Annotated in this window: 16 protein-coding genes; all 16 read right to left on the reverse strand. The window is 44.6% G+C overall.

Annotated elements, in window-relative coordinates; translation table 11 throughout:
* Positions 1-11: 11 nt before the first annotated feature.
* Positions 12-725 carry a LytTR family DNA-binding domain-containing protein gene (locus DWZ38_RS00540; RefSeq protein WP_178105236.1) on the reverse strand — a complete coding sequence of 238 codons (714 nt, stop codon included), beginning with the start codon at positions 723-725 and terminating at the stop codon, positions 12-14.
* Between the two features lie 294 nt (positions 726-1,019).
* On the reverse strand, positions 1,020-2,132 hold the full coding sequence (locus tag DWZ38_RS00545; protein WP_117849391.1) for a hypothetical protein: 1,113 nt from the start codon (positions 2,130-2,132) through the stop codon (positions 1,020-1,022).
* Between the two features lie 174 nt (positions 2,133-2,306).
* A complete protein-coding gene (locus DWZ38_RS00550) occupies positions 2,307-2,705 on the reverse strand; it encodes a hypothetical protein (RefSeq protein ID WP_117849392.1) in 399 nt (132 codons plus the stop codon).
* A gap of 12 nt (positions 2,706-2,717) precedes the next feature.
* The gene (locus DWZ38_RS00555; protein ID WP_117849393.1) at positions 2,718-5,822 is read right to left on the reverse strand and encodes a glycoside hydrolase family 3 C-terminal domain-containing protein; all 3,105 of its coding nucleotides are present in this window, start codon (positions 5,820-5,822) and stop codon (positions 2,718-2,720) included.
* A gap of 389 nt (positions 5,823-6,211) precedes the next feature.
* Complete coding sequence (locus tag DWZ38_RS00560) at positions 6,212-7,594, reverse strand: SGNH/GDSL hydrolase family protein (protein WP_117849394.1); 1,383 nt, start codon at positions 7,592-7,594, stop codon at positions 6,212-6,214.
* Between the two features lie 261 nt (positions 7,595-7,855).
* Positions 7,856-9,007 (reverse strand): ATP-binding protein, encoded by a 1,152-nt coding sequence (locus DWZ38_RS00565; RefSeq protein ID WP_178105237.1) that lies wholly within the window; start codon positions 9,005-9,007, stop codon positions 7,856-7,858.
* Between the two features lie 190 nt (positions 9,008-9,197).
* The gene (locus tag DWZ38_RS00570) at positions 9,198-9,893 is read right to left on the reverse strand and encodes a LytTR family DNA-binding domain-containing protein (RefSeq protein ID WP_117849396.1); all 696 of its coding nucleotides are present in this window, start codon (positions 9,891-9,893) and stop codon (positions 9,198-9,200) included.
* 225 nt (positions 9,894-10,118) lie between these two features.
* A complete protein-coding gene (locus DWZ38_RS00575; RefSeq protein WP_117849397.1) occupies positions 10,119-12,572 on the reverse strand; it encodes a glycoside hydrolase family 2 TIM barrel-domain containing protein in 2,454 nt (817 codons plus the stop codon).
* A 251-nt stretch (positions 12,573-12,823) separates the two neighbouring features.
* Positions 12,824-13,975 carry a cellulase family glycosylhydrolase gene (locus DWZ38_RS00580; RefSeq protein ID WP_117849398.1) on the reverse strand — a complete coding sequence of 384 codons (1,152 nt, stop codon included), beginning with the start codon at positions 13,973-13,975 and terminating at the stop codon, positions 12,824-12,826.
* Between the two features lie 134 nt (positions 13,976-14,109).
* Positions 14,110-15,414, reverse strand: a complete 1,305-nt coding sequence (locus tag DWZ38_RS00585) for an alpha/beta hydrolase-fold protein (RefSeq protein ID WP_117849399.1) — start codon at positions 15,412-15,414, stop codon at positions 14,110-14,112.
* A gap of 153 nt (positions 15,415-15,567) precedes the next feature.
* The gene (locus DWZ38_RS00590; RefSeq protein WP_117849400.1) at positions 15,568-16,488 is read right to left on the reverse strand and encodes a methyltetrahydrofolate cobalamin methyltransferase; all 921 of its coding nucleotides are present in this window, start codon (positions 16,486-16,488) and stop codon (positions 15,568-15,570) included.
* A gap of 269 nt (positions 16,489-16,757) precedes the next feature.
* A complete protein-coding gene (locus DWZ38_RS00595) occupies positions 16,758-17,294 on the reverse strand; it encodes a DUF2284 domain-containing protein (RefSeq protein WP_117849401.1) in 537 nt (178 codons plus the stop codon).
* Between the two features lie 4 nt (positions 17,295-17,298).
* Positions 17,299-19,116, reverse strand: a complete 1,818-nt coding sequence (locus tag DWZ38_RS00600) for an ASKHA domain-containing protein (protein WP_243000102.1) — start codon at positions 19,114-19,116, stop codon at positions 17,299-17,301.
* 556 nt (positions 19,117-19,672) lie between these two features.
* Positions 19,673-23,035, reverse strand: a complete 3,363-nt coding sequence (locus DWZ38_RS00605) for an EAL domain-containing protein (protein WP_117849403.1) — start codon at positions 23,033-23,035, stop codon at positions 19,673-19,675.
* Between the two features lie 166 nt (positions 23,036-23,201).
* Positions 23,202-24,245: an alpha/beta hydrolase gene (locus DWZ38_RS00610; protein WP_117849404.1), complete on the reverse strand. Its 1,044-nt coding sequence runs from the start codon at positions 24,243-24,245 to the stop codon at positions 23,202-23,204.
* A 68-nt stretch (positions 24,246-24,313) separates the two neighbouring features.
* Entirely contained in the window at positions 24,314-26,791 is a 2,478-nt protein-coding gene (locus DWZ38_RS00615; RefSeq protein ID WP_117849405.1) for a glycoside hydrolase family 2 TIM barrel-domain containing protein, read from the reverse strand.
* Positions 26,792-26,862: the final 71 nt, after the last annotated feature.

A 26,862-nucleotide genomic window follows, 5' to 3' on the forward strand; every position in this document is an offset into this window, starting at 1 on the left:
GCAACCCAGACTCAAATACTTTGCATATTCCCAATATAATCCGCTACCGCCTCTGCAAAGGCTTTCTTCCTCGCCCGGCTCACCTGCAGCTGGTCATTGCCCACAAGAACCATTCCGTCATGGACGCTTCGCACATGGCGAAGATTTACCAGATAGCACTTGTTGCATTTGTAAAAACCGTTCTCCTCCAGCACAGCCTCCACATCCTTCAGAACACCTCTTGTGGAAAAATCCCCGTCCTCTGTGTGGAATATCAAGAGATGCTGTACCACCTCCACATACTGGATATGGGACAGCAGCAGACGGTGGGTTGCCGTACCGGTCTTTATACTGATGCTTTTGTCTTTTTTCTTCTCTGCAAGCCTTTTTACCTTGTCCATTTTCACGGTAAAGGCTTCGTATTTCACTGGCTTGAGAACATAGTCAAGGGCCTGCACCTCGTAGCCTCTGATGGCATATTTCGCCATATTTGTGATAAAGATCAGAATCACTTCTTCGTCTGTTTCCCGGATTTTTTCCGCCGCTTTCATTCCATCCATCTGAGGCATTTCCACATCCAGGAAAATCACATCATAGCAGGGACGGTACTGATCCAGAAGCTCACTTCCGTCTGTATATTCCGCCACTTCGATCTGCACATCCTTCTCTTCCCCATACTTTTTCAAAAAACTTAAAAGCCGTTCCCTGTCTTTCGGATTGTCCTCTGCAACTGCCACTCTAAGCATAGTAAATCCCCCATAAATCATCTCTTGTAACCACTTTATATTTTAGCATTTTTACTGCCAAAGCACCAGAATCAAGACAAAAATTTAGTCTTTTTATCCTGGCACCTTACGCTGCCTTCAGCTTATTGTTCATACATTTTTCCAGCAAAAAGGGTGCCTCATGGCAAAGGCACCCTTTTCGCTGCAGCACCTCAGTTACCGAAATGCTGTATATTATTTTTTAAGTGTAAGCTTATCTTTTCGCTGAAAATTAATCAATTATTTCAACACATTTTACCAATCACACGGTAAAAATTATTTCTCGATGGTCACCCAGATGTTCTGCTCAATTGCTTTGTCAAGGATTGCCGGTGTATCACCTTTCATGAAGCCTGTCTTGTCTTCTTCTACAGTGTACTCTTTTCCATCATAGGTTGTCTTTGTCATCTGATCATCACCGTAGAAGTTGCACTCAAGGTAGAACTCTGTATGATCTTTGTTTGTAGATACTGTGCAAACAAGGTCAGCCTGGATGTCTTCGATTGTGTACTCTACTACTGTGTACTCGTCATAGTCTTTATTTGGCTCGAACTGTGCCTCTGCCGGAAGGTCTGCTGCTGTTGCTGCTGCACCATCAGTTGCCTCTGCGTCTGCTGCATCTGCATCATCAGCACCGTTGTCGAAGTATACCCACAGATCCTGCTCGATTGCTTTGTCAAGGATTGCCGGTGTATCACCTTTCATAAAGCCTGTCTTGTCTTCTTCTACAGTGTACTCTTTTCCATCATAGGTTGTCTTTGTCATCTGGTCATCGCCGTAGAAGTTGCACTCAAGATAGAACTCGCTGTTGTCTTCTTTTGCAGATACTGTGCAAACAAGATCAGCCTGGATGTCTTCGATTGTGTACTCTACTACTGTCCATTTGTCATAATCTTTGTTAGCTTCGAACATTGGCTCTGCCGGAAGCTGATCCTCTGTTACACCTTTGATTTCTTTCTTGTCGTCAGCTTTTGCATCATCGGAAGCTGCTGCATCACCGATTGGAACCCAGATGTTCTGCTCAAGAGCTTTGTCAAGGATTGCCGGTGTGTCACCTTTCATGAAGCCTGTCTTATCTTCTTCTACTGTGTACTCTTTTCCATCATAGGTTGTTTTTGTCATCTGATCATCACCGTAGAAGTTGCACTCAAGGTAGAACTCTGTGTGATCTTTGTTTGTGGATACAGTGCAAACAAGGTCAGCCTGGATATCTTCGATTGTGTACTCTACTACTGTGTACTCATCATAATCTGCGTTTGGCTCGAACTGTGCCTCTGCCGGAAGGTCTGCTACTGTTGCGGTAGCTGCCTCTGCAAATACAGAAACGCTTGTTGCCATAGAGGATGCCATTGCTGCTGCAAGTACAAGTGCTAAAACTTTTTTCTTCATGATTTTCTCTCCTTTTCTATTGTAACTGCTTGCCGTGCAGTTAACTTCTTACAGTCTTTTTGCAAACATAACATGCCAGATATATTTGCAATTGCTACAGTGTATTTCCACTGTATTTTTTCATTCCCAGGAACAGGTCATCTCACGCCTGTTCCCGGAAGATTCTCAGATAAATTACTCAGCCTCTTTTGCAACTGGCAGGAAGGAAGCTACGATATTAAGAATCATACCAACCACTGCAATGCTGCAGAAGATAATGAAGCTCATAATTGTGTCAATTCCATCCAGTCCGGAAACTACGTATCCGATCTGGTTTACCATTACAGAAGCGCTCCATACAGCTGCGCTTGCCATTAATACTGCATTTACAACCGGGATAAATCCGGTGATCACTTTATTGAAACCAACCAGTACAAAGGAAAGTACCGCAAGGACGATTGCTCCTGCCAGGAAATAATATACTGGCTGGAAAGTGTACATTACTTTTCCATAATAGATTGCTTCTACGATGGCGATAATGCCTGCTACAAGCGTCAGATACAGTCCGATTGATTTTTTTGTCTTATTCATCATCCGCACCTCCGATTACGCTTCTTTTTTGGATTTAACAGTTTTCAGGATTGTCATGATCAGGAACAGGAGTGTCAGTACTGCAAATGCAGTCTCAGCACCTGTCAGTGCATTCTGATACCAGGTTCTTACAGTCTGGATCTCAGTTGTGGAACTGATTCCGTTCATAGCATTGCTCTGTACCAGCTGATACAGGAAGTATTTGATGTTCTTCTTCATCATCTGCTGGAAGTTTACATCTTTCTCGATTGCCTTCTTGGATTCTGCCATAGCACCGATAGTAGAAGTATCATATGCGGAAGAGGTCAGTGTTCCGCCGCCGCCAGCTGCGGTTACGTCTCTCCAGTTCATGTAGTCCGCACCATTAATCATATCGGTTACGAACCATCCCTGATAGCCCCACTCATTTCTTGTAATGTTTTCAAGAAGATTCTTGTACGCACCAACGAAAGAAGTACCGGCACGGTTGAATGCTGTCATAACGCCCTGTGCATTGTTACTGCTCATGCACATCATAAATCCACGAAGCTCGTTCTCACGGGCTGCCTGCTCGGTCATAAAGGTGGACAGACCAGAACGGTTTGCTTCCTGATGGTTGAATGCGAAATGTTTCGGTTCAGCCATGGTTCCCTTGCTCTTAAAGCCAACGCAGAGAGCATTTCCCATGTAAGCAGTAAGAACGGAATCCTCTGAGTAATACTCATGGTTACGTCCGCAGTAAACAGTTCTGTGAAGGTTCAGACCTGGTGCAAATAAGGAGCTCTCATTTGCCCACAGACCATCTTCTCCAAGAAGCTCGCCTTCTCTTTCAACAAGGTCTTTGTTAAAGGTTGCTGCAACGATCGGCTCTGTTGGCATGGTTGCCATACGGTAAGTAGCCTTGTCATCTGTTTCTTCTGTATAGTAGTCTTCCTCAGAAAGGTCTTTTGACCATCTTACGAAATAACCGCCAACCTGGTCACCGGTGTATCCCAAAGGACCGTCGTTTGCGTATGTTCTTGCAAGCTGGATGGAATCGATATTCTCGAAGTCATCACCTGCTTTTTCAATGAACTGAATTGCCTCGTCCAGAGTAATCTGGTTCATAAGCTGATCCCACATCGGATCATCGAAGTCCAATGCTCCGGCATAGTTGCCATTCTCATCAAACTGCATCATGTCGATGAGCTTCATGCCATTGTCTGCGCCCCATGTAATGCCGCTTCCATCACCCTCATTCTCAGTGAGTTCGTACAGCTGATCGGTAAGACCTACCATCATAGCCTCAGTAGGTGTCAGTGACTCAATTGGCTCCCATCCCTTGGACCAGTCAGATCTTGTGGTATATTCAACAGTATCCTCAATCAGATTGTTGATATCCATATCCTGAAGCTGGTTCTCAACTCCTGCGGAATAGGTCTCAATGTCTGTATCTGCAAGATTCCATTTGATTGCATTGTCTGCGTTGATTTCGTCTGTCTCAGCAGTTTTTACAAGTCCGTCTTCATTGCCGTTCTTGTTTGCCAGTACATTGTTCAGTGCCTCATGGGAACCGTTTCCGATTGCGAAGTAGTAGTCTCCTGCTTCCAGTGACCATGCACCCTGTGTACCGTCTGCTTTCACAGCATCCTCATCATAGCTTGCCATGTAAAGAGGATCAAACTCGATGGTTACCTCTTCGGAAGCACCTGGATCAAGAACTTCTGTTTTTCCGTAACCGATGAGCTGGATTGCAGATTTCTCAAGACCGCCCTCTGTGTATGGGGACTGTACATAAAACTGAACTACGGATTTACCGGCAACGTCACCTGTGTTGGTTACATTTACTTTTGCTGTAGCAGTTCCGCCAACCTGTACATCTACAGATTCAAGCTTCTGCTCGAAGGTTGTATAGGAAAGTCCATATCCAAATGGATAAGAAACTTCGTTTGCATAATCCCATGCAGCGCCGTCAGAAGAACCTTCTGTTGTATCTGCATTTCCCTGTCCGAGAATCTCGTCCTCATATCTTGTCTCATAATATTTGTATCCGGTGTAGATTCCCTCGGATTCTACCAGATACCAGTCTGCTTTGTTTTCCTCAGTAAGAACTGCATCGGAGCCAGCCTGGGAATTGTTTGTGTAAAGATATACACCGTAGTTTACCATAGCCGGAGCGGATGTAGAGTTTACTGCATATGTATCAGCGATGTGACCGGATGGGTTCACCTCACCGGAAAGAACATCTGCTACACCGAGGAAGCCGTTTGCACCTGGCTCACCAGCCCATACGATTGCGCCGATTCCGTCATCGTTCTTCAGATCATCGATTTCAACCGGGTTGTTTGTGTTCAGAAGAACTACAACCTTTGTGCTGTGCTCTTTTGCAAGCTCGATCATGGCTTTCTCATTATCGGAAAGTGCCAGCGGACGCTCATAGCTGTCTGCCTCGTCTGCGCTTGTCATGTTCGGGTTGTAGTCGGAAGCCTCAGAGCTGTCACGGGAAATTACAACCAGTGCAACGGTGTCATCTGCTGACTTCAGAACATCGTCTGTGTAAATGCTCTCCGGTGCTTCGCCTACCTTGTAAGCTGCCGGATTCTCATACATGGTTCCGAAGGATGGCTGTAAAGAATGGCCATTCTTTCTGCCGTATGTTCCATTTACATCCTCACTACTGTACAGATCCAGCATATCCTGATTCAGAGAAAAGCCTTTCTCGGTCAGTGCAGTCTGGATGTCATACTGCTTCTGACCTGCTTCCGCATCAATGGAAACAGAGGATCCGATCATACCACCCAGAGTTGGATTGATGGAGTTCAATCCCCAAAGGGTGACCTTGTCAGAAGAAGTATTCAGTGGAAGGGTTGTATCTTCATTTTTGAATAATACAGTTCCTTCAGATGCGATTTCTGCTGCAAGAGCATCCTTCGCTGCGATTACCTCATCAAGGCTTGAGAACTCAGATTTGAAATAAGTGGAATCTGTTTTCTCTCCGTTACTTGTGTCTACGATCTTGTAGCTGGAAACTCCAAGACGTGTGTTGATGAATGCTGCATTGGCATCCACAATAGCCGATGCGCCCACTGTGACTGCAAGAAGACTGGCTGATACTGATGTGAGTCCTCTCCACAGACCTGCGGACTTTTTGTTGTTGCTCATAAGCTCCCTCCTTTTATATTTTGCGCTGCCACAGCGCGTAAGCTTATCTTTTATGGTAGTACTATAACAGATTTTTCCGCTCACGGCTCATTTCATGCGCAGACTGTCAATTTTCATACGCAAATTGCAACCGCTTTTGTCTATTTTCACAAAAACAAGCTTCATTTTTTGGTAGTATAGCACAAATACCGTTGGTAATGTTGTCCAATTGTGACTGGTTCCTATTCAAAAATGACACGTTAGCGGAACTGTTTCCGTCATCGTATCTGCATCTTTTCTGAAATCACGTTTTTAAGATACTTCCATTATAATCTGCAACTGTTAAATAGCAATACTACTGGCATGGACCGTCATTTTCACAACATGATCGGTGCAGTTAGAAATTATCCTTATTTATTTTCACCAAGGAACTCTGTCAGGTACTCTTCGATTACCGGGGTCCACCATTCTACATAGCCTTTGCGGAATGGATGAACCTCATCGTGCATGTACTCGTTGTACAGGTCTGTTCCGTAGATTGCGGTCATATCCTCATTATGGAACATATCTACAACTCCAATTCCCCATTTTTCCTGGATCTGAAGAAGCAAATCTACCATTTCCTCATAGTTTTCCTTCTCGGCATAGGTTCCTGTATAGAACACAACCGGGCAGCCGAAGGTTTCCTTTACATAAGAAATAATGGTTTCGATTGCTCCTGCAATTGTGGTGTCGTCAAAGTCAGCAGGGTCTGTGCTGTCAGTGACTTCTCCCATTGGTTTTCCTGTGGTTGCATCGTTGGTGGACAGCTGAACTACAAACAGATCCGGAGTCTCATCTTTGCTGATCAGCTTCATTCTTCCAACATAGGAGTCTTCCTTCTCGTTTACCAGTGTGGTAGCGCTGATGGCGTATTTTTCGCAAACAGTTCCCGGATGGTTGTCCTGGATGGCATCTACCATGGAATAATGTCCCCCGGCTTGTGCACCGTATGTTACAGAGGAACCAAGCCAGATAATATTAAGCCCTGCAAGAGGATCGGATGGGTCTGCTTCTGGAACTGTTTTCACTGTGTTATCGTATCCGGTTGGCACCTCACTTCCGGCAGGTGCCAGAAGAACATCTCCTACATATGGGAAAACCATTCCCTTCAGAGTCGGAGCCTTGCATCCAAATGCACAGGTAACCTTGATGGTGTCTCCAGCTTTTAATTCCAGGCTCTGTTTAATCAGAAATCTTCCGGAATCCGTGAGAGTTCCTTCGTCGTACTCTCCGTCTTCTGTGTAGGATGCAGGGGAATCTGCCGGAACCTGCAAATCTACAGGCACGGAAAAAGTTTCCCCGTCATTGATAGTAAAGGTAAACGGCTGGGAGCTGAATGCTGCCAGAACCTTAGATACGGTAAGGTACATATCATAAGTTCCTTCTGCACCTTCCGGGACAGTGTATACGATTTCTGTTCCCTGGGCTGCTGCACGGATCATGCCAACTTCTTCGTCATAGGAAGTCGGCTCTTTTTCGTTATCCGGGCCTACGCCTTCGCCCTCAGTGAAGACTGCTTCTGATGCAGGAAGAAGAACCTGGCCTTCTGCAAGTGTGTCTCCAGCTTCTGTACTCGTCTCTACACTTGCCTCAGTTTCAGTACCTTCTTCTGATTCGGTACTTTCTTCTGTCTCAACGCTCTCTTCTGATTCGGCTGTGTTTTCTTCTGCATATACAGTCATCCCTGTTGTTCCCACAGCGGAACCCATCATACACATCACCATAGCCATAATAAATGCCTTTCTTTTCATTTCCTCTTCTCCTTTTCGCTGCGATACCCGCAGGTTTTTCTACCAGTCAAAATACCACAGAAAAAGGGCTATCAGAACAAGGTGGCAAATTCATATGAAATTCTGGCAAAATTATAGCCAACCGCTTTTCCAATGATTTTTAACTCGTTTTTGTACACTTTTCCAACACTTTTTGATGTGTATCTGTACACTTTTCCAATTTTATTAACACTCAATAAAAAAATCCCCCAGAGTCATCCAGAGGATTTTAACTGTTGAATTTTAAAAATATTGCCCTGTGGGAAACAGCATGCTTACAACAAACAGGTTTCCCTCCTCGGAAATTCGGAGGTTTCCGTTGTATTTTTCCACAATGTACTGCATGCTTTTGGTTCCATAGCCATGAAATGCGGCGTCTTTTTTGGAGGACGCTACGGGCAAGCCTTCAGGGGAAAGTTCGGGGAAATGAGAGCAGTAGTTTTCAATTCTTACGCTGACGAAGCTGCCTTTTTGAAATACTTTCAGGAATATGTACCGCTTCTCTACAGCTTCTTTTCGCTCGTGTTCGATGGCATTGTCCAGGCCGTTTCCAAACAAGGAGGCCACATCAAGAGTCTTCATAAAATTTAAGGCTTCCCCGTCAACCATGCAGGTAAAGGAAATTTTCTCCCGCTGGCACAGAAGCTTTTTCTCTGTCAGTACCACATCCAGTGCTGCATTTTCTGTCTGGAATGTACTTTCATAGGCTTCCACTTTGGTCAGTACCTTCTCCAGTTCTTCTGTTTCCGAATTTTCCAGGCGCTGGATTTTGTGAATGTAATGTTTCAAATCGTGGGCGTTTCTGTTTACAAATTCCACGTTGCTTCTGGTCATCTCAAACTGCTTTTTCTCCAATTCCAGAAGCTGGCGGAGCTTTTCATTGTCTGCATTTCTTGTGCGAAGCTCCACAAATCCAAGGGCGACGCCAAGCCCCAGAATATCGCAAAGAATCAGCGGCGGATATACTACCCAGACATCCCGTATTCCATACATCCAGAATAAATAGTGCAGGAAAAATACAAAAATACCAACTGCGATCAGCCAGATCCATGCCGTATTGCTCAGCATATTTTCCAGCCTTTCCTTTGCAAATCTCTTTATGATCAGGAAATAGAAAACACTATAGATCAGCAGCATTAAAATTACCGAAAGTGAAAACTGTACTGTTACAGGTGCTCCGTAAAATATTGAATAAAAAATAACATTATACACGTTGGAGGACAGATTCTGGATAAATAAAGCCAGCATGCAGCTATACAATATTTCCTGGGAATCTGCAGCCAGGCAGAATTGCCAGAAGCCAAGACTGAGAAAGAATACGGTAAAGGAAAATACTCCTGAAACATAATTGCTGATTATATTCGGCAGCACAACAGAAAGCAGCAGAAAAATCATCCCACTGGTCAATGCCCGTAATAGAAAATTCTTTTTCTTTGGCAAATATCTTGTACAAAGGACTTCCGCGAAAAAAATCTGGAAAATATATCCATGCGCCTGGGTAATCCTAAACAAATCCATTTTTTCCATGTTATTGCTCCATGTCATTCTTATTGTTCCATAGCATTATCCACTTCATTGCTCTGCATCATTGTCCCATCTGCAAGGTCAGCCTGTCCAGGAATTCCTTTTTATATTTCTGGGAAAGAACGAAAGTCTGACCTGCTGCTTTGATTTCGTTTCCCTTCCATTCATCCACCATGGAAAGGTTCACCAGAATGGAACTGTTTACCAGCGCAAAATGACTTGCCAGAAAATATTCCTGAATCTCTTTCATCGTTCCCCGCATTTTGTAAACATCTCCGTGAACATGAAATTCCAGATAATGCTTGTTGCTTTCTATATATGTGATCTGCCCCGGAGAAACCTTCTTCGCTCCGTTTGGGATCTTAATATAGTAGGCTTCACTCCGGTCAATATGAGACAGAGCTTTTTCAAATTTGATGCAGAACAGCTCATAAGCCAATGGTTTCACAAGAAAATCGAAGGCATTCACTTCATAGCCCTTCAACGCATACTGCGCCATGCTTGTGATAAAGATAAGGCAGGTGTTGTCCCCTCTTTTCCGCAATGCGGCAGCTGTTTCCAGACCATCCATATGAGGCATTGCAATATCCATAAAAATCAGGTCGCAATCTCCCTTATAGTCATCCAGAAAATTCATACCGTTCTGAAATACCGTAATTTTGTACTGCGCTTCCTGTTCTTTTCCGTATTGTTCTATATATTGTAAAAGCTGTTTCTGATACTCCTGGTCGTCTTCTACTACAGCAATTGATATCATAGGGCAAGGTTCCTCCAGCTAGAGCGTGTTTGAAAAAGGCTTTTCTATATCTCTTTGTAATGCACAACAAGATATTCCAGCAAAGAAGCAGCCAGAATATCTTGTTCTTATTCATCTCTTGCAGCTATTCCTCCTTTTTGAGTGTCAGAATATCTGCATCTCTTTTTAATTATACAGGCATCACTGCCTATTATCCAGAACATATTGCAAAAAACGATAAATTATTTATCCAAGAATCTCCACCTCAGCCACTGCTTCGCCAAGGTCAGACTGTGCTTTTACAACTACTTTGCCAGCGCCGGATTGTGGACGAATGATAGCAAGGGCTTCGCCGTAGTAGGTGTCGGTTTCGGCGCTCTGGTAGCTTTCCGGATAGTATGGGCAGGCGCTGCCGAAGGCGAGGAGTTCGCCGCCTTCTACATCAAGCTTGATTCTGCCTCTTTCCAGTGGCTTGGTCTCACCGTTTTCGTCGGTGTAGCGCATTCTAACGTAGCAGAGATCGGTATCTGCATTCACGCGGGTAAGCTCTGGTTCTGCGCGAAGGACGGTTTCTTTTCCTGCTGTTTTCAGGGATTTCTCTGCAATTACATTGTCGTTTGCATCATAGGCAACTGCCTTGATTTCTCCGTTGTGATAGGTGGTATCAAAGAATACCTTGCAGTCGTTTTTCGGCTTCTTCGTTCCTACACACTCTCCGTTTACGTAAAGCTTTACGTGGTCTGCGCGGGTATAAACCTCAACTTTCGCTGCATTTCCGTCACAGCTATCCCAGGACCAGCTTTCCATGGCATTGGTCATTTTCCATGCGGATGGGGAGTGCGCATCTTTGGTGTGGTCAATCGGAACTACTGCAATTGCCAGGTCTTCCAGTTCGAAAGCCACTCTTGTATAAGTCATCTCGCCAAGAGGCTTTCCAGTAAGGTCGATTCTTCCGGAACCAGCGCTTACCCAGCCGCAGCCGCCATCAAAACGCGGTGCATAATCCTTGTACTCCCAGGCTCCGATTCCAACCTCTCCAAGATAATCCTGCGCTGCCCAGACAAAATCACCGATAATACGTTTGTCCCTTTTTGCTTCCTGCATAAATTGATAAGCATCTGCACAGAAGGTCTCGCTTCCCAGAATCATTCTCTTCGGATATTTCTTCAGGTCATGACGGTAACGCTTGATTCCATAGTTGTATCCGGCCACATCCATGTTTGCGTAAGCATCTCGTGTTTTTACATCACAAGGATAAAGAGTTGCCCCTGTTTTCATAAATCCGGCGCCAAAAATTCCGGCAACTGTGTTATAGAATTCACTTCCCACAGCCTTTTTCTTCTTGGCATTTTCCGCAGCTTCGTCTGCCTTTTTGTCACTGTAAACTCCAAAGCCCATAGAGCTTAAGAAGTTAAAGAAAATGTTGATTCCGCAGCTTACCGGGCGGGTGGAATCCAGCTCATGAAGTCTGTCTGTAAGGGATTTTGTAAGGGCAATTCCCTTTTTCTGAGCGGTTTCAGATACTTCATTTCCAGTGGAATACATAATCACAGACGGGTGGTTATAGTCCTTATCCACCATATCCTTCAGGTCTTTTCTGTAGTTATCCAGGATCTCATCTGCGTAGTCATATTTGGTTTTGTGGATGTACCAGCCGTCAATATACTCGTCCATTACCAGCATTCCCATCTCATCACAGGCACGAAGAAGCGCCTTGGAGCACGGGTTGTGAGCAGAACGGATTGCATTGTAGCCGGCATCCAGAAGAAGACGTACTTTACGGTGCTCTGCAAATTCGTAAGCGCAGGCACCAAGAAGTCCGTTGTCGTGATGGATACAGCCGCCTTTAAGAAGAACACGTTTTCCATTAATCTGGAATCCATTCTCCGGGGTGCAGCTTACCATACGGATACCGAAAGTTTCCTCCTGCACATCCTCTCCAAAGGTCACACGGCACACATACAGATTTGGTTCCTCTGGGCTCCACAGTTTCGCTTCCGGAAGTGCGATTTCACAGGAAAACTTGCCGTCCGCCTGAAGGATTTCCATTGCAGCAATGTTCTCCCCAGTGTTGCCTGCTGACTGATTTTCTCCTTCGCCCTGTGCAAAATTTCCTGCACTGGAAACTTCTCTGTTTCCACTTTTCTCCAAAATCTCAACTTTCACTTCGCCTGCAGTATTTGGCCATGCTTCCACGCGGATCTTCGGCTCTTTATAATCCAGAGTGGTGATCTTCACGCTGTCAAAACGCAGATGCTTTTTCGGCACTGTGTACAGCCAAACCGGACGGTAAATTCCGGTTCCGGAGTACCAGCGGCTGTTTGGCTGATCGTGGTTGATCACTTCCACGCGGATCACATTCTCTTCGCCGAATTTTACATGCTTGGTTGCATCCACATAAAATCCAATATAACCATAGGAATGATAAGCCACTTTTTCACCGTTGAGATACACAGTAGCTTTACGGTAAACGCCTTCAAATTCCAGGATCACTTTCTCTTCCTTTGCCTCTTCCGGAAGTGTGAAGGTTTTCTCATAAGTGTAGTCCTGCGCCTCATACCATCCTGTATTTACGCCGCCAGCACTTGTCTCGCTTCTCTCGTCTAACTGCATGGCATCGTGAGGAAGAGTCACTGCAAATGCGTGCTCTCTGTCACCTGTTTTGTAACAGAGCCAGTTATTATTGAAATTCTGTTTCATGTTTACCTCCTGAAATCTCCCATTTTTTCTAAAAAGCCTAATTATTGCTGTTTAGTGTGCCTAAAAATCATTCCTGCAATCTACACTCCCATACACAACCAGCAATTTCACATACTTTCTGACTATATACTATCAAACAAATAGCAGGCTGCACTATTTTAAGCGCAACCTGCCAAAAAATACACGCAAACTGTATAAATACACTTCATTCTTTATCCAGATTCTTATCACTACCTATTATATATTCTTCCTTACAGCTTTTCCATGAATCTATCCGTTCTCACTGGCATCCAACCTTTTTTCCAGCATCTGCATAAGTCCCAGGAATCCAGGCGAGTGGCATACATGGGCACTTCCTTATCCCGGTACAGCTGATAGTTCCAATAGAAGAAACCGGCAGTATCCTTCCATGCATTCAGCTGAAGAACAGCTGCCTTTCTGTACCATTTTTTGCGGTAATCTTCATACTCGTCACGGATTACCTCATGACCCTTTTTCTTATCCGCAAGCTCATTGCATACGCACCACTCACCTACAAAAACAGGGGTATATTTCTGGGCTTTCTTCAGCAGATGCTGCTGGTATGCAATGAATGCGCGGTATGCCCAGAAGCTGTGAATGTGTGTCACATCTTCCATTGCCTGGATATAAATATGAGTATCGATCATGACATTTTTCATGTGATGCTTTACGAAAAAGTCCTTCCACATTCCCAGGCGGAAACCATCATGAAATACGATTACTTTTTCCTCTGGCAGGATTTTGCGAAGCCGTCCGTAGGCCTGCACATAGAACTTTTTCAGGAATCTGCTGGAAACATGGCGGGAACCTTTGGCTTCTGCTTTGTCTGCTGCTTTCTTTCTGCTGGGTGCAGTCATATAAACGCTGAAGCTGATAGGCTCGTTGAGTACTTCGATTCCAAATAATTCTTCCCGGTCGCGATAGCGCATTGCCAGCCGCTCCAGCACGGTCAGTACAAATTCCACCTCATCCGGCTGCTGGCTCCACTTGCACACGCCCTCGATTCCGCCATTGTCATAGCTATTCTGTCCGCCGGGTGCAGTGTGAAGATCGACGAGAACCTTCAGTCCGTATTTTCCAGCCCAGTCAAAAGCTTTGTCCAGATATTCGATGCATCCGGAGTATGGTTCTCTGTCTCCAAAAATGAAATATGGTACCGGGATGCGTACGGTGTTTAATCCGTGAGAGGCAATGTTTTGGAAATCCTCTTCTGTTACGTAAGTGTCTCTGTGTTCTTTCATCATAGGCCAAAGCTTTTCTTGGGGTACGTTGCGGTTCAGCCAGGTTTCGTCTTCTGCTCCCGTTCCCTTGAAAATAAAAGGCTGCATCCATTTCTCAAGTACCAGCCAGTTGCCAAGGTTGGTTCCAATAATTTTGTCCATATTAAAATACCTCCCATATGTAAATTTCTGATACATCCAAGCCAAATGTTTTTCTCATATGCCAAACGCAGTAATGGCTACATTGACTGACGTAAGTGCGGCGTATGAAAAAATCAATCAAGTCAATATATTATTCAGAATATCTTCTGCAAATAATTATACAACGCCAAATGCCAGTTTCCCATAGAATGATACCTCATAGGAAATACGTCAAACGTCGTATTCACACCGCTGCGCAGCCTTGGCTCAATATCCAGAAGTGCCTGATAATCCTGTACCTGTCCAGGCAATGCAAAATCGAAATTACCGCTTGCCACATACAGATAATGAATTGGTAAATCTGCAAAATCCCCCGCCTGAATGGTATCCTCAAACGCCTGTGCATCCGTCCTGCTTCCGCTAAATGCCCCAAACCAGGAGAAATAATCCAGGCTCTGGCAAAGCACGGAATGATACATGGTCACAGCTCCACGAGATAATCCTGCAAAGGCCCTGTGATCCCTGCTCTCCGAAAATCCGACATCATCCGCTGATTTCGCATAAGTTGAATAAGAAGATTCAATCTCCGGCATCAGATCATTCCGCAGTTCTTTTGCAAAAAAATAGGTCAGCTGATCCAGATCCTCTACACAGTCATCCTCCACATAAAAAGTCGGCGTCACCACGATCAGCGGCTGAATATCCCCGCTGGCGATCAGATTGTCCAGCATAGTCTTGTTATATGGATTGGTTTTCAGCCAGTATTTTTCATCATCCCCTGTACCGTGCATGAGATATAAAATATTATACTCCCTCTCCTCTGAATATCCATATGGCAAATATACGTAAGCAGTTTTCGTTACAGTTCTCTCATCAGTTGCATAGGCTTTCGTTTCATAAACAACTTCCTCTACCGTTCCCGCCTGCTCCGGTTCAGCCCCATCATATTTTTCTGGCACTGCCCACAGCTCGTCCCTGGCCTGTCCATCGGCATTATGTGCTGCCTCATATCTCATTTTCCAGAATCCCAGTGCCCCTGCCGCAATCAGAACTGCTGCCAATAATGGAAAAACTGCCGCTTTTCCAACTGGTGTCTTTTTCCAGACCATATACCCAGTTCCCAGAATTCCCCCAACTGCCGCCACAATGCATTCCACCAGAAACATCCAGTTGAAGTAATAAGTGCTGGTAGAAAAATTTGTATTAAAATACAGGACAAACGCCGCCGCTCCAATCACCAGATACAAAAACGGCATCCTGCTTTTCCACGCAGCAACAGCCAGCAAAATGAACACTACCGCAATTACCCCGAATGTAATAAATGCTGTTTTATCCCCCAGCATTGCAAAACGGACAATGTCAATACAGGCGAATAAAATCAAAATCCCCGATGTAATCCGGCAAATCCAGTCCACCGCATCTTTCTCAAATTTTCTTTGTTTTTCATCACATATCTTCATTACTGTCCCACCTTATGTCTCAGATTATTTTACCACACTTATCAACAATATCAAACCCTTGCCCCTTTACGCCCCATCTGGCAAATTTAATCTATTTTCAGGCAAAAAAGAAACAGCCCTCTGAATTTAAACACTCAGAAAGCTGTCCCCATCTTAGAAGGAATTATCAAGTGCTTCCTGGACAGCCTGTCCGATTTCTTTATTTTTTCCATCCTGTGTTAATTTGAAAACCTTCTGCATTTTCTCATCAAGCGGAGATGCAGGAGCTGGCTGTGCTGCTTCTTCTGCGGCTTTGTTTCCAAACTTACCAATATACTCTAGACAATATTCATCACTCTCTAACAGTGCATTTGTGGCATAAATCATACCAATCATATTCTTGTTGGTAGGATCTACGATAGCACTGTCCATACCAGCATTCATAGCCAGCACCATAAATGCCTGGTTAATATTCTTTCTTACTGGAAGTCCGAAAGAAATGTTGGAAAGTCCACTGGTGATATGGATTTCCGGATATTCATATTTAATTCTTCTACAGCAGTCTGCAAATACAGTTAATGCGGTCTGGTCTGTTCCCAGTGTTACAACCAGTGGATCAATATGTAAACGGCTTGGTGCAATACCGTACTGTTTTGCTTTTTCCATAATTCCGAAGAAAATTTTCATACGGCGCTCTACGGAATCCGGAATTCCATCGTTATCGCAGAGAAGGGCTACACACTCCCAGTCTGTATCTGCGATCACTGGAAAAATAGTGTCAATTTTGTCTCCCTCAAGGGAAACAGAGTTAATAAGTCCCGGTCTTTTACAAAATGGAATGGCTGCGACACAGGATTTTGCACTTGGACTGTCCACACAGATCGGTGTGTCTGTCACTTCCTGTACAAGATCAATCATCCATTTCAAAGTTTCTACCTCTACGTCCTCTTCTACTGACGCACATACATCCAGAAATGTGGCTCCCGCTTCTGCCTGCATTCTGGCTCTTTCTCTGATCAGGTCCGCATCCTTCTCAGCGATAGCTTTGGCAACTGACGGAATGGATCCGTTCAGCTTCTCACCAATAATAATCATGGCATTTCCCTCCAATATGAAATTGTTTTTGCTGCTCATCAGCTGTTTTTTGACAGCTTTTATTGTTCTCTCCGCTTGAATGCCTCCGCTAAGACATTCTTTTCAACAAATTCATTTTATATCAGAAAAAGGGAATGCCGCTTCTCTTTTTTTCTCATTCCATTATACTATCTTACTGTGAATATTTTCACATATTATGATGAGTTCATAAAAAAAACAAAACGCTTCGTCATGTAAATATGAGTTGCATTTTGCTTTTTGATCTTATTTTATTTCAGTAAATAACAACTGGTATAGACAATTTTTCCTGAACCATAATAATAATCCAGATGATTTGCCTGACACACCTGCATGACCAGCATTCCATATGCTTCCATTGAGGAAAAAGCTTCCCCTGGAAAACGGCAGGGCGCATCCGGATAGGTACAGACCTTACACTTCGTACAGCATCCCGCTCCAATAGGCAGCATGTCCGGGTAAAACTTCCGCAGGTCTTTTTCCAATGCATAAAAGGATGCCTTGTGCATGTCCTCGATTCGCATCATTCCCTCCCCATCCATGGAATCTTCCAGTTGTCCAACAGTCTGCACCAGAATCCCCAGCTTGTACTTTCTTACTCTTTTTTCGCATTCTTCCAAAGTACCGCAGCCTGGAGGACAACTCCAGCATTTATTGTATTTATGACAGGAATCAGAAGCGCACATCTGACGAACTTCTGGTTTCAGTTCGATGGTATCACAGGCCAGCGGCACTGTATGGGTAAAACCATGGGACTGACATAATTCCTTTAGCTCTTTAAAATTCATTTTTTCACTTCCCAAATCCAAGCTCGTCTACGAAGCAGTCCTGAAACTCCGGACAAGCAGCCAGCTCCAGAAATTCAATTTTCTGTACGGCCTTTTCTGCTTCATGGCGCTCCTTTTTATTTAACAGTGCAATCTTTGCCCCTTCTCCGGCAGCATTTCCCACACAACTTACTTTCTCAGCAAAGTTTTCTGGAATCAGGCCGATTCGCGCGGCGTTCCTGGCGTTCATGTAATTCCCGAATCCGCCAGCCAGATACACAATCTGAACCTGAGTTTCTTCTACATTTTGTTTCTTCATTAAAAGTCGGATTCCCGCAGCAATGGCAGCTTTCGCCAACTGTACCTCACCAATATCTTTCTGTGTAAGATAAATTTCCCTTTGTGATTCCCCTGACGGCACAAGTACAAAGGTATCCGCTTTCACCTGCCCACTGTGCAAAATTCCGTTTTCGTCCAAAAGCCCAGTGCGCAGAAGTTCTGCTATCAAGTCAATCAGGCCAGAACCGCATAATCCTGTTGGCTTCTCATTTTCAATAGTAGTATACTGCCACTTTCCATTTTCATATTTCACATGGTCAATGGCACCTGGAAGTCCTCGCATTCCGCACTGGATTTTTGCGCCTTCAAATGCAGGCCCGGATGCTGCGGAGCAGGCAGCCAGACCATGTTTATTTCCAAGAATCATTTCTGTATTGGTTCCAATATCCAGAAGCAGTGTGGTTTCTTCTTTCAGATCCTGGCGAAGCGCCAACAGACACCCGCTGGTGTCTGCACCTATGTAGCCTGCAATGTTTGGAAGCAAAATAAGCTGGCCCTTTTTATGAATATGAATTCCATAATCAGATGCCCGTAACGTAAGCGGCTGACTGATTGCCGGAGTGTACGGAGCATGAACTAATGATGCAGGCGAAATTCCAAGAAACAGATGATGCATGCAGGTATTTCCAACAAGGCTGATCTGATAGATATCTCCGGCTTTTTGTGATTTTTCAATAAGGGTTTCTAATATTTCATTGATTGTCTTTCGCACACATTCACTCAGCGCTTCTGTGCCATGTTCCAACACATAATCGGCTCTTTGAATTACGTCTCCGCCATACTGCATTTGAGGATTCATCCGGCTTTCTGTTGCCAGAGTCTGTCCGTTTCTTCCATCAAGAAGATAGCCAACAATTGTAGTGGTTCCAAGATCGATAGCCGCTGTGAAAATGTTACAACATGCTTCTGAATATCCTGCGTCATTTCCAGACTGGTTTTGACAGAGATCCGCTTCCGTGTTGCTACTCTGCCGAAAATCCAGAATTTCATTCTCTGTATAGATTACTTCCCACACTGGCGCAAGCATCCTTTTCTCATATAAGATGCCAGAGAGCTGAACATCTGCAGCCCCCACCTTAATATATGGAACAGCACTGTTTTTGCACCCGATTTCTTCATGATCGTTATGAATTTCCCCGTCCCCATATACCGCAGCCAGCAGTCGTTCCCATTCTGACCTTTTTTCCCAAATCTCCGGTTTTTCCAGGCGGATCCTTTTCACCCGTAAATCTGGCTGGAAATTTACGTTTCTTGAAAATCCCTCACTGAGAATTTTTCCTCTTTTCTTCTTTCCCGGAATCTCCACCTGGCAGTCCCCTACCACCTTGGTCTGACAGGCCAGCACAGGATTTCCATTTACCTTCACCAGGCATTTTCCACAGCTTCCCTGCCCGCCGCAAGGCGCATCCGGCTCCAGCCCTGCCCGGATTTCCGCCTCCAAAACCGTTACCCCCAGCGGAACTTCCATACTGATTTTTTCCCTTACAAAATATACTCTTGCCACTGTCTTACTTGTCCAATCTTTCTATTATGCATTCATGCTCTTTCATCTTTTTGTCATAGCTTACCCCAACAAGCAATATATTTCCTGCATTTCTTCGATACTTCTCCCCAGTCAGAAGTAGAAACCGTATTCACATACTCTGCACGGATTTCATTATTGGGAATCTTTACTGTTTTATTTTCGTTGTCGTGTGCTGGACTGAATTGGTATATTTCAGCAAACCTGTCTTATCTACATAAATATCCGATGCCAGCACTTCCTGAAATTTATAATTCCCAGGATTCAGATAAGTTCCCAAATTTACACCTCATTTCTCCCAGCTACAAGCCTTACTTTTCAAATATACTTATTTTCATTATAGGAGAAATACTTTCCACCGTCAATTTGCAAAATGAAAAAGGATCTCTAAATCATTTTCTCCAAAATCTTATCTGACTTATTCAACGTCAAAAACATAATTCCGGTGCCCGCTGCCCAATGGGTAATATCAAAATCATGCCATAAGAATAATCCGTCCCGGTTAAGTGCCCAGAACGGATTATCATTTAACATTATTTTATTTCTCTACAAACTTCTCCACGAACTCCTCATACGGGCAGGGTCTTCCCCAGAAGAATCCCTGGCTGAAATCCGGCTGGAGGTTCCGGATCTTCGACCACTCTTCTTTATTCTCCACACCCTCAATGCAGAGTTTCAGGTTCAGATTGTGGATCATACTGCAAAACTGATTCAGAAGATAATATTCTCCCTCATCTGCCACTGCACTGGCTGTAAAGGAACGGTCAATTTTGATGATTGCCGGACCCAGCTCACTAAGGTAATGGAAGTTGGAATATCCGGTTCCAAAATCATCCAGTGCCAGCTTGATCTTCATTCGCTGCAGCTCTGTAAGGAAATGTCTCTCATTTATATTTTGCTCCAAAAGATCACTTTCTGTCAGCTCAATAATAAGCGCATCCGCCGGAAGCTTGGCTTTCTCCATAGCTGCGATCACATCCAAAATTACATCTGACTTGGCAGCCTGTACCTGTGAAATATTAATGCTGACCAGAAACTCCGGAAGCACTTCCCGGATCTGGCTGCATTTTCCCATTGCCTCACCCATCATCCAGCGTCCGGCAGGAATAATCAGTCCCGTCTCTTCCAAAATCGGAATAAATTCAGCAGGCGATACCATTCCGAACTTCTCTGAGATAAAACGCATCAGCGCTTCCGCGCCATAAAGCTTTCCGGTTTCTGACCGAAATACCGGCTGATAAAATGCGGTAAATCCCTTAAAGTCATTTATCACTGCATTTCTCAGTTCCTGTTTCAGCTCGCTTCTTCGCAGGAACTGCCGATATTCTTTTTCTTCAAATACATAACAGCGGTTTCTTCCAAGCTTCTTGGCTTCATTCAGGGAAAAATCCGTCAGCTTCATAGCTGCGGAATACCCCATCTCTTCTATGGCATGCAGCGGCAGGATTCCTCCTGAAATTGTAAACATCACAGTATATTCGTTATCTCTGATGAACTGATCCACAGATTCTCTCACTTTATCGTAAAGCTTCTTTACCTCCTTTACGCTCCTGGAAGAAAGATCCAGAATCATAAATTCATCGGAAAATAATCTGTATACCGTCTGATTTTCTGACATGCAGCCGGAAATGCAGACTGCTGTCTCACGCAGTACCTGATCTCCGTATTCCCATCCCAGATTCTCATTAATTTCTTTAAAATGGTCCAAGCCAAGGCGGATCAGATATCCGTTTTCAAAAGGCGGCTTCAGCTTTTTCAGATATTCTCTCAGTCCGGTTTCTCCCAATAATCCGCTGACATTATCCGCTTTCTGCCGTGCTCCGATCTCGTTGATGCAGCCTACCATGTACAGCGGCTTCATGTTTTCATCCCGCACAACATAGCCCCTGCAGTTAATCCAGATGGGTTCTCTTTTGGGATCCAGCCAGCGGTATTCCATATTGTGAATACTGCGGTCTGTACTCAGCAGATCTTTAAATTCTGCTTTCAAAAGAGGATAATCCGGTCCATATACAAACTCTCTGTGACACTCCATCACATCATGAAAAGCATTTTTCGGAATGCAGAACCGTTCCATTGCCTGAGGTGCAATATAGTAAAAATCCGTTCTGAAATCTATCAGATAAAGGTAATTGTCTGTACTCGGGCTGAGCAGGTCGATTACTTTGCAAAACTCCTCCGGTGTAATATCCTGGTACTCTTTTTCCTGGAAAATATCCTCTGCATTTTCCTGCGCCAGCATTTTTTCCATGTCGGCTGCTGCGGTGTCCATGCATGCACGGTTCAGCTTTTTCCTGCGCTTACGGCGGTAAAGCATGATATCGCTTCGTTTCGCAATATCCTTAAAAGCACGGTCTTCATCAGGCAGATAATAAGCATATCCGACGGATACACTTAATGGATAGGAGACCTTTTTGGCTGCTTCTTCAAGCAATATGTCCAGGCGTTTTATACGATCAGCGATCAGGTCTTTCTCATCATTGTGATACACATATGCGAATTCATCCCCGCCAATTCGGAAACAGTTCTGTGCCTCTTTAAAAACCTGGCGGATGCAGTTGTAGCACAGCTTAAGGGCTTCGTCACCTTTCTCATGTCCGAAATTATCGTTGATCACCTTCAGATTATCCAGGTCAAACAGCACAACGCCTGTTTTCTGCAGCTGCGATGCCTGTTCATCCAGCTGCCTGATGGTGTGCTCGTAAGCATTTCGGTTCATGGCTTCTGTAAGCATATCTGTGTTGGCAACCTTCAGCAGATACAAAACCTTCTGCTTCTCAACATACTGGTCATAAAAGCGGGACACCTGTATCCAGATCAGGGCAATAATAAATCCCATTGTTCCAAGAGGAAGGAATATGGATGTAGTCTTAAAATGTCTTGCATAGTATAAAATAAGCTCCGCAACGCCAAATCCCAGCACAATATATAAGGGATAGGTGAACTCCCTTGCAGACTCATTTTCTTCTACCCTTGCCTCATAATGAATAAGCACAAATGTATAAATAACGTTGCATATCATGAGAACATGGGTTACCGGGAGCAGCTGGAACATGTCCACGATTCCGGCACACTGAAGGATCACAGATACCGTCATATCCACCAGATAAAGCACCGGAAAATACAATGCGCCCTTACGGTATTTGCAGCTGCAGATATCGTAAACAAGGAAGTTAAAGGGAATCGGGAAAAGATAAAAGGTAAACAGATCCACATAGTATAAGGTTCTTCCATCCGGAATCAGAAACTGAAGAAATCCGCACTGCTGCAAGGACCACAAGGCAATCAATACAGAAAAGATTCCCAGGTTCAGGAAGATCTCATTTTTCCCTTCTACTTTGGTTTTTCTTTTGCTTTTTATTGCAAAAAAATAGAGCAGCAGACTTACCAGTCCTGTGAATAAAATACCGCAGCTGATAATAAATATGCCCAGGCTGTCGCTGAGGATCCTTAAGATGCAGTCTCCTCTGGTTCCCAGGTAAAGGCTGATGTTGTTTCCATAATATCCGGAATATGCAGGGAGTATACGGATTTCCAGTTCTTTCCCGGCACTGTTCTTGGGAATGTCTGCAATATGCCAGCAGGAACCTGGAGATTTCATGAATTTCGGAGCGTTTTCCTCATGTCCATACTGATAAATTTCTTCTCCGTCCAGCAGAATCTGCACGGACGTATGGGTGGTCTTGAACAAAAGCGACCTCGGAATGTCAAATTCCTCTGGCAGAACCAGATTCTTGGTCTTGATTTCTCCTGCCGTATCAGCCTCCGTTTCAAGCCTTACTGTATTATTAAAGGACACCCGCTCCCCACCCATGCTGCGGTTAAAAATCCAGCCAGTAAACCCAACCGCAAACAATCCAAAGACAATCAGAGCAATCCATAGTTTCTTTTCGATTCTCATAGCTCTCCTTCGTGTAAATCACACATGTAAACACATTCTGGAACTAGCATAGCAAAGTTAGCAATTTTTTTCAAGTATCGCCAAGGTTTTTCAGGAAGTTTTCAGGATACCGGAAAATAAAAAAATCTGGCATAGAGCATTTCTGCTTTTCTGCCAGATATTTGTTTTATTTTGCTAATTTTGTGTCCAGATATTCTTTTAAGGTTCCAAGATTCTCGTCGCTGTACAGCTGGTCGGCGGCGTGTTTGTAATTGTGGAAAAGCTTGTATTCTACCTTGTCTGCACCGATCTGTTCTGTGAGAAGTTCGTTCAGGCGCTCGGACTGCAGGTAGGGGACGCTTAGATCTGCATCACCGTGCCAGATCAGCACGCTTGGGCTGTTTTCCGGGGTAAGGTTCTTTTGGATATAGTACAGGGGGCTGTAGGTATCTTTTTCCTCCTGGGTAAGGGTGTTCACATCCTTACGCATCCAATAAGATTCCACATCATTATAGCCAGTATCCTTGATGGCATCGGTAAGCCACAGACCGGATGCCCACTGAACTACTTTCGGGATTTTCAGTTCCTTATAATCTGCTGCCTGGGTTCCGAATTCCATGCAACCGTAGTAGTTCAGGATTACCTGTACTTCACTGGAAACCGGATTATTCTCATCTTCTCCGATGAACGGCACACTATTGAATTCTTCGTCATTGGAAGCACCACAGATCACGGACAGATAGCCGCCTGCAGATTCTCCCCAAATAGCAAAACGCTCCGGATCGTATCCATATTTCTCAGCGTTGGCACGGAGGAAACGGATTGCGGATTTCACATCCTCCACCCCTGTCGGGAATGCAGCTTCCTGAGCCAGCCGATAATTGATGGAAGCACATGCATATCCATGATCACGGAAATAGCGGTACATCAGCTGTGCCTGTCTGGACTGGCTGTCATTAAAGACAAAACCGCCGCCATGAACCATTACGATCAGGGGCATTGGTTCATCACTGTCCGGCACATATAAGTCCAGATAATCGTTTTCCGATACCTCTGAATACTGCAATTTCTCGTAGGAGTTTCCTCCATCCCATTCTGTGGATTCATCCAGCTTCACAGAAGGTGAATACACATTATGAAAAACCACGCGAACTGCTTCATGGTTATATCCCAATATTCCTGCCACCACAGCAAGACAAATTCCGCCTATCATAAGACCTTTTTTCTTCATTTCATCTGCCTCTTTTCTTATTAGAAAACAGGTTTACAAGTCTCTCAACCGTAAACCTGTGATTTCATTTATTCACATGGAATTTCGGCTACATAAGACCGTGTCTCATCTGTCACTGTGACCTTCACAGGGCCGTTTCCGTCTGCCTGTACCACTGCCATGGCCTCACCATAATAAGTTGCCACCGTATCATCTGTATAGTTCCCTTTTACGTACGGTGCCGGACTGCCAAGGCCTTTTAGGATTCCATTTTCTACTGTCACCTTCAAATTGTGCTTCTCCATCGGCTTCCAGATGCCTTTTGTATCCGTGTACTGCAGCTGAACGAAAGCAAGTCCTTCTGGCTTCACGGATTTCTCCTCCGGTCTTACCTGTAGAATGGTCTCTTTTCCAGCGGTCTGCAGGGAATAGCGGTTGATTTCTTTTCCTTTTTCATCGTAAGAAACAGCCGTAATTTCGCCATCCTCATAGGTTGTGTTAAAGTTGGCGCGGCATTTTTTCACGTTCTTTTTGCCAACACTCTTGCCATTGATAAACAGCTCAACCTGAGCAGCTCTTGCATAAACCTCAACCTTTGCAGGCTCCCCGCTGCAGCCGCCCCATGCCCAGCTCTCCAGTGCTTTGGTCAGCTGCCAGCCAGTGAGACGAAGCTTTTCTTTCTGGTAAACAGGGTCTACTGCGATGAACGGGCCTGTCTCTCTTTCGAAAGCAACTCTGGTGTAGGCTGCCTCCGCACGAGGCTTTCCATTCAGGTCGATTCGGCCGTTTCCGCCAGTCATTCTGGTTGACGGATCTTCAAATTTATAGTCGGAATACTCGGCTGCGCCGTCTCCAACTTCACCGATATAATCCCAGCCTGCCCACACGAAATCACCGATGATTCGCTTGTTTTTCTTGGCAATTTCCCAAAAGCTGTATGCATCCTTGCAGAAGGTTTCGCTTCCAAGAATCAGACGATTAGGATACTTCTTAAGGTCATGCTTGTAACGGAAAATACCGTAATTGTAGCCTGCGATATCCATGTTCGCATAGGCATCCCTGGTCTTCAGATCACATGGATAAAGGGTGGCGCCACACTTCATGAAGTAGTCACCTACCAGGCAGGCGAGGGTATTGTAAAACTCACTTCCAACTGGTTTTTTCTTCTTTTCGGGCTTCGCAGCGGCTGCTTTCTTAGCCTGCTCTGCAGCGAACTTTTCTGCGTTCTCGGCGCTTTTTTCTGCCTTATCATCACTGTAAACTCCAAGTCCGATGGAACTTAAGAAGTTGAAGAAAATGTTGATTCCGCAGGTTACCGGGCGAGTGGAATCCAGGCTGTGAAGGTAGTTTGTCATCTCTCCGGTAAGGGCAATTCCTTTCTTCTGGGCGGTCTCTGCTACCTCATTTCCAGTGGAATACATGATAACGCTTGGGTGGTTGAAATCTTTATCCACCATATCCTTTAAATCCTGTTTCCACCAGCCGGCAAGCTGATTTGCGTAATCATATTTTGTTTTGTGGATGTACCAGACATCTACGTATTCGTCCATCATCAGCATTCCCACACGGTCGCAGGCATCCAGAAGTGCCTTAGAACATGGGTAATGTGCGGAGCGGACTGCGTTGTATCCGTTTTCCTTGAAAATACGCATCTTTCGCTCTTCTGCTTCTGGATATGTACATGCGCCAAGCACGCCATTGTCGTGGTGGAAGCATGCTCCGCGAAGGATTACGCGCTTTCCGTTAATGGTCATACCCACCTGCGGATTCCATACCAGTTCACGGATTCCGAAGGTTTCGGTTACTTGATCTTCACCAAATACTGCTTTGCAGGTGTAGAGGTTCGGGTGCTCCGTATCCCAAAGCTTTGCGTTTGGAACATCCAGCAGAAAGACTGCCTGATATTCTTTTGCAGGCTTTTCGCTAGCTGCAGATGCATTTTTTGTTTCATTATTCTGTGCAGCTACTGCTTTACTTTCTCCAATCGCAGTCAGGACTCTTTTTCCCTCAAATTCAATTTCAAGAGAAACCTCACCTGGCGCGGAGGTCTTTACTGCAACTTCGATCTGTGCCGGATTATAGCTTAATGTGCGGATTTTTACTCCGTTTACAGGAATGTATTTCTCACCGCCAATATGCAGATATGCAGGACGATAGATCCCTGTTCCTGAGTACCAGCGGCTGTTTGGCTGGTCTGCATTATGAGCAATTACTTTGACTTCATTCTCTTCTCCGTATTTGAAAAAGCCATCTGTATTTATGTAGAAATTGGTATATCCATATGGACGGCCTGCTACTTTTTTTCCATTTATGTGGACTTCAGCGTTATGGTAAACACCCTCGAATTCAATAAGGACTTTCTGATTCTCATATTCTTTCGGCACGGTAAATTTCTTGGTATACTCGTAATCTCCGCCGATGTACCATCCAATGTTTCCCTCACCGGTACTCTCCTGGGTACGCGGCTCGCTGAGCATGGCGTCATGGGGCAAAGTCACCGGATAAGCCGCCTCATCGCGGGTAAGACATTTACACATCCATCCTTTATTAAAATCAATCTTCTGCATACAGTAAACTGCTCCTTTCTTTTTCGTCAGACTTCTCTATCCTTTTCCAGCTTCCTCGCCAAGCGGACATA

Origin of the sequence: Ruminococcus sp. AF31-8BH (assembly GCF_003460605.1) — a bacterium.
GTDB lineage: Bacteria > Bacillota > Clostridia > Lachnospirales > Lachnospiraceae > Blautia_A > Blautia_A acetigignens.

Bases quoted from the DNA above. Each gene is read 5' to 3' on its own strand.
- DWZ38_RS00540 (WP_178105236.1), bottom strand. From the start codon at position 725: ATGCTTAGAGTGGCAGTTGCAGAGGACAATCCGAAAGACAGGGAACGG.
- DWZ38_RS00560 (WP_117849394.1), bottom strand. From the start codon at position 7,594: ATGAAAAGAAAGGCATTTATTATGGCTATGGTGATGTGTATGATGGGT.
- DWZ38_RS00595 (WP_117849401.1), bottom strand. From the start codon at position 17,294: ATGAATTTTAAAGAGCTAAAGGAATTATGTCAGTCCCATGGTTTTACC.
- DWZ38_RS00545 (WP_117849391.1), bottom strand. From the start codon at position 2,132: ATGAAGAAAAAAGTTTTAGCACTTGTACTTGCAGCAGCAATGGCATCC.
- DWZ38_RS00580 (WP_117849398.1), bottom strand. From the start codon at position 13,975: ATGGACAAAATTATTGGAACCAACCTTGGCAACTGGCTGGTACTTGAG.
- DWZ38_RS00610 (WP_117849404.1), bottom strand. From the start codon at position 24,245: ATGAAGAAAAAAGGTCTTATGATAGGCGGAATTTGTCTTGCTGTGGTG.
- DWZ38_RS00570 (WP_117849396.1), bottom strand. From the start codon at position 9,893: ATGATATCAATTGCTGTAGTAGAAGACGACCAGGAGTATCAGAAACAG.
- DWZ38_RS00565 (WP_178105237.1), bottom strand. From the start codon at position 9,007: ATGATTTTTCTGCTGCTTTCTGTTGTGCTGCCGAATATAATCAGCAAT.
- DWZ38_RS00585 (WP_117849399.1), bottom strand. From the start codon at position 15,414: ATGAAGATATGTGATGAAAAACAAAGAAAATTTGAGAAAGATGCGGTG.
- DWZ38_RS00550 (WP_117849392.1), bottom strand. From the start codon at position 2,705: ATGATGAATAAGACAAAAAAATCAATCGGACTGTATCTGACGCTTGTA.
- DWZ38_RS00590 (WP_117849400.1), bottom strand. From the start codon at position 16,488: ATGATTATTATTGGTGAGAAGCTGAACGGATCCATTCCGTCAGTTGCC.
- DWZ38_RS00555 (WP_117849393.1), bottom strand. From the start codon at position 5,822: ATGAGCAACAACAAAAAGTCCGCAGGTCTGTGGAGAGGACTCACATCA.
- DWZ38_RS00575 (WP_117849397.1), bottom strand. From the start codon at position 12,572: ATGAAACAGAATTTCAATAATAACTGGCTCTGTTACAAAACAGGTGAC.
- DWZ38_RS00605 (WP_117849403.1), bottom strand. From the start codon at position 23,035: ATGAGAATCGAAAAGAAACTATGGATTGCTCTGATTGTCTTTGGATTG.
- DWZ38_RS00615 (WP_117849405.1), bottom strand. From the start codon at position 26,791: ATGCAGAAGATTGATTTTAATAAAGGATGGATGTGTAAATGTCTTACC.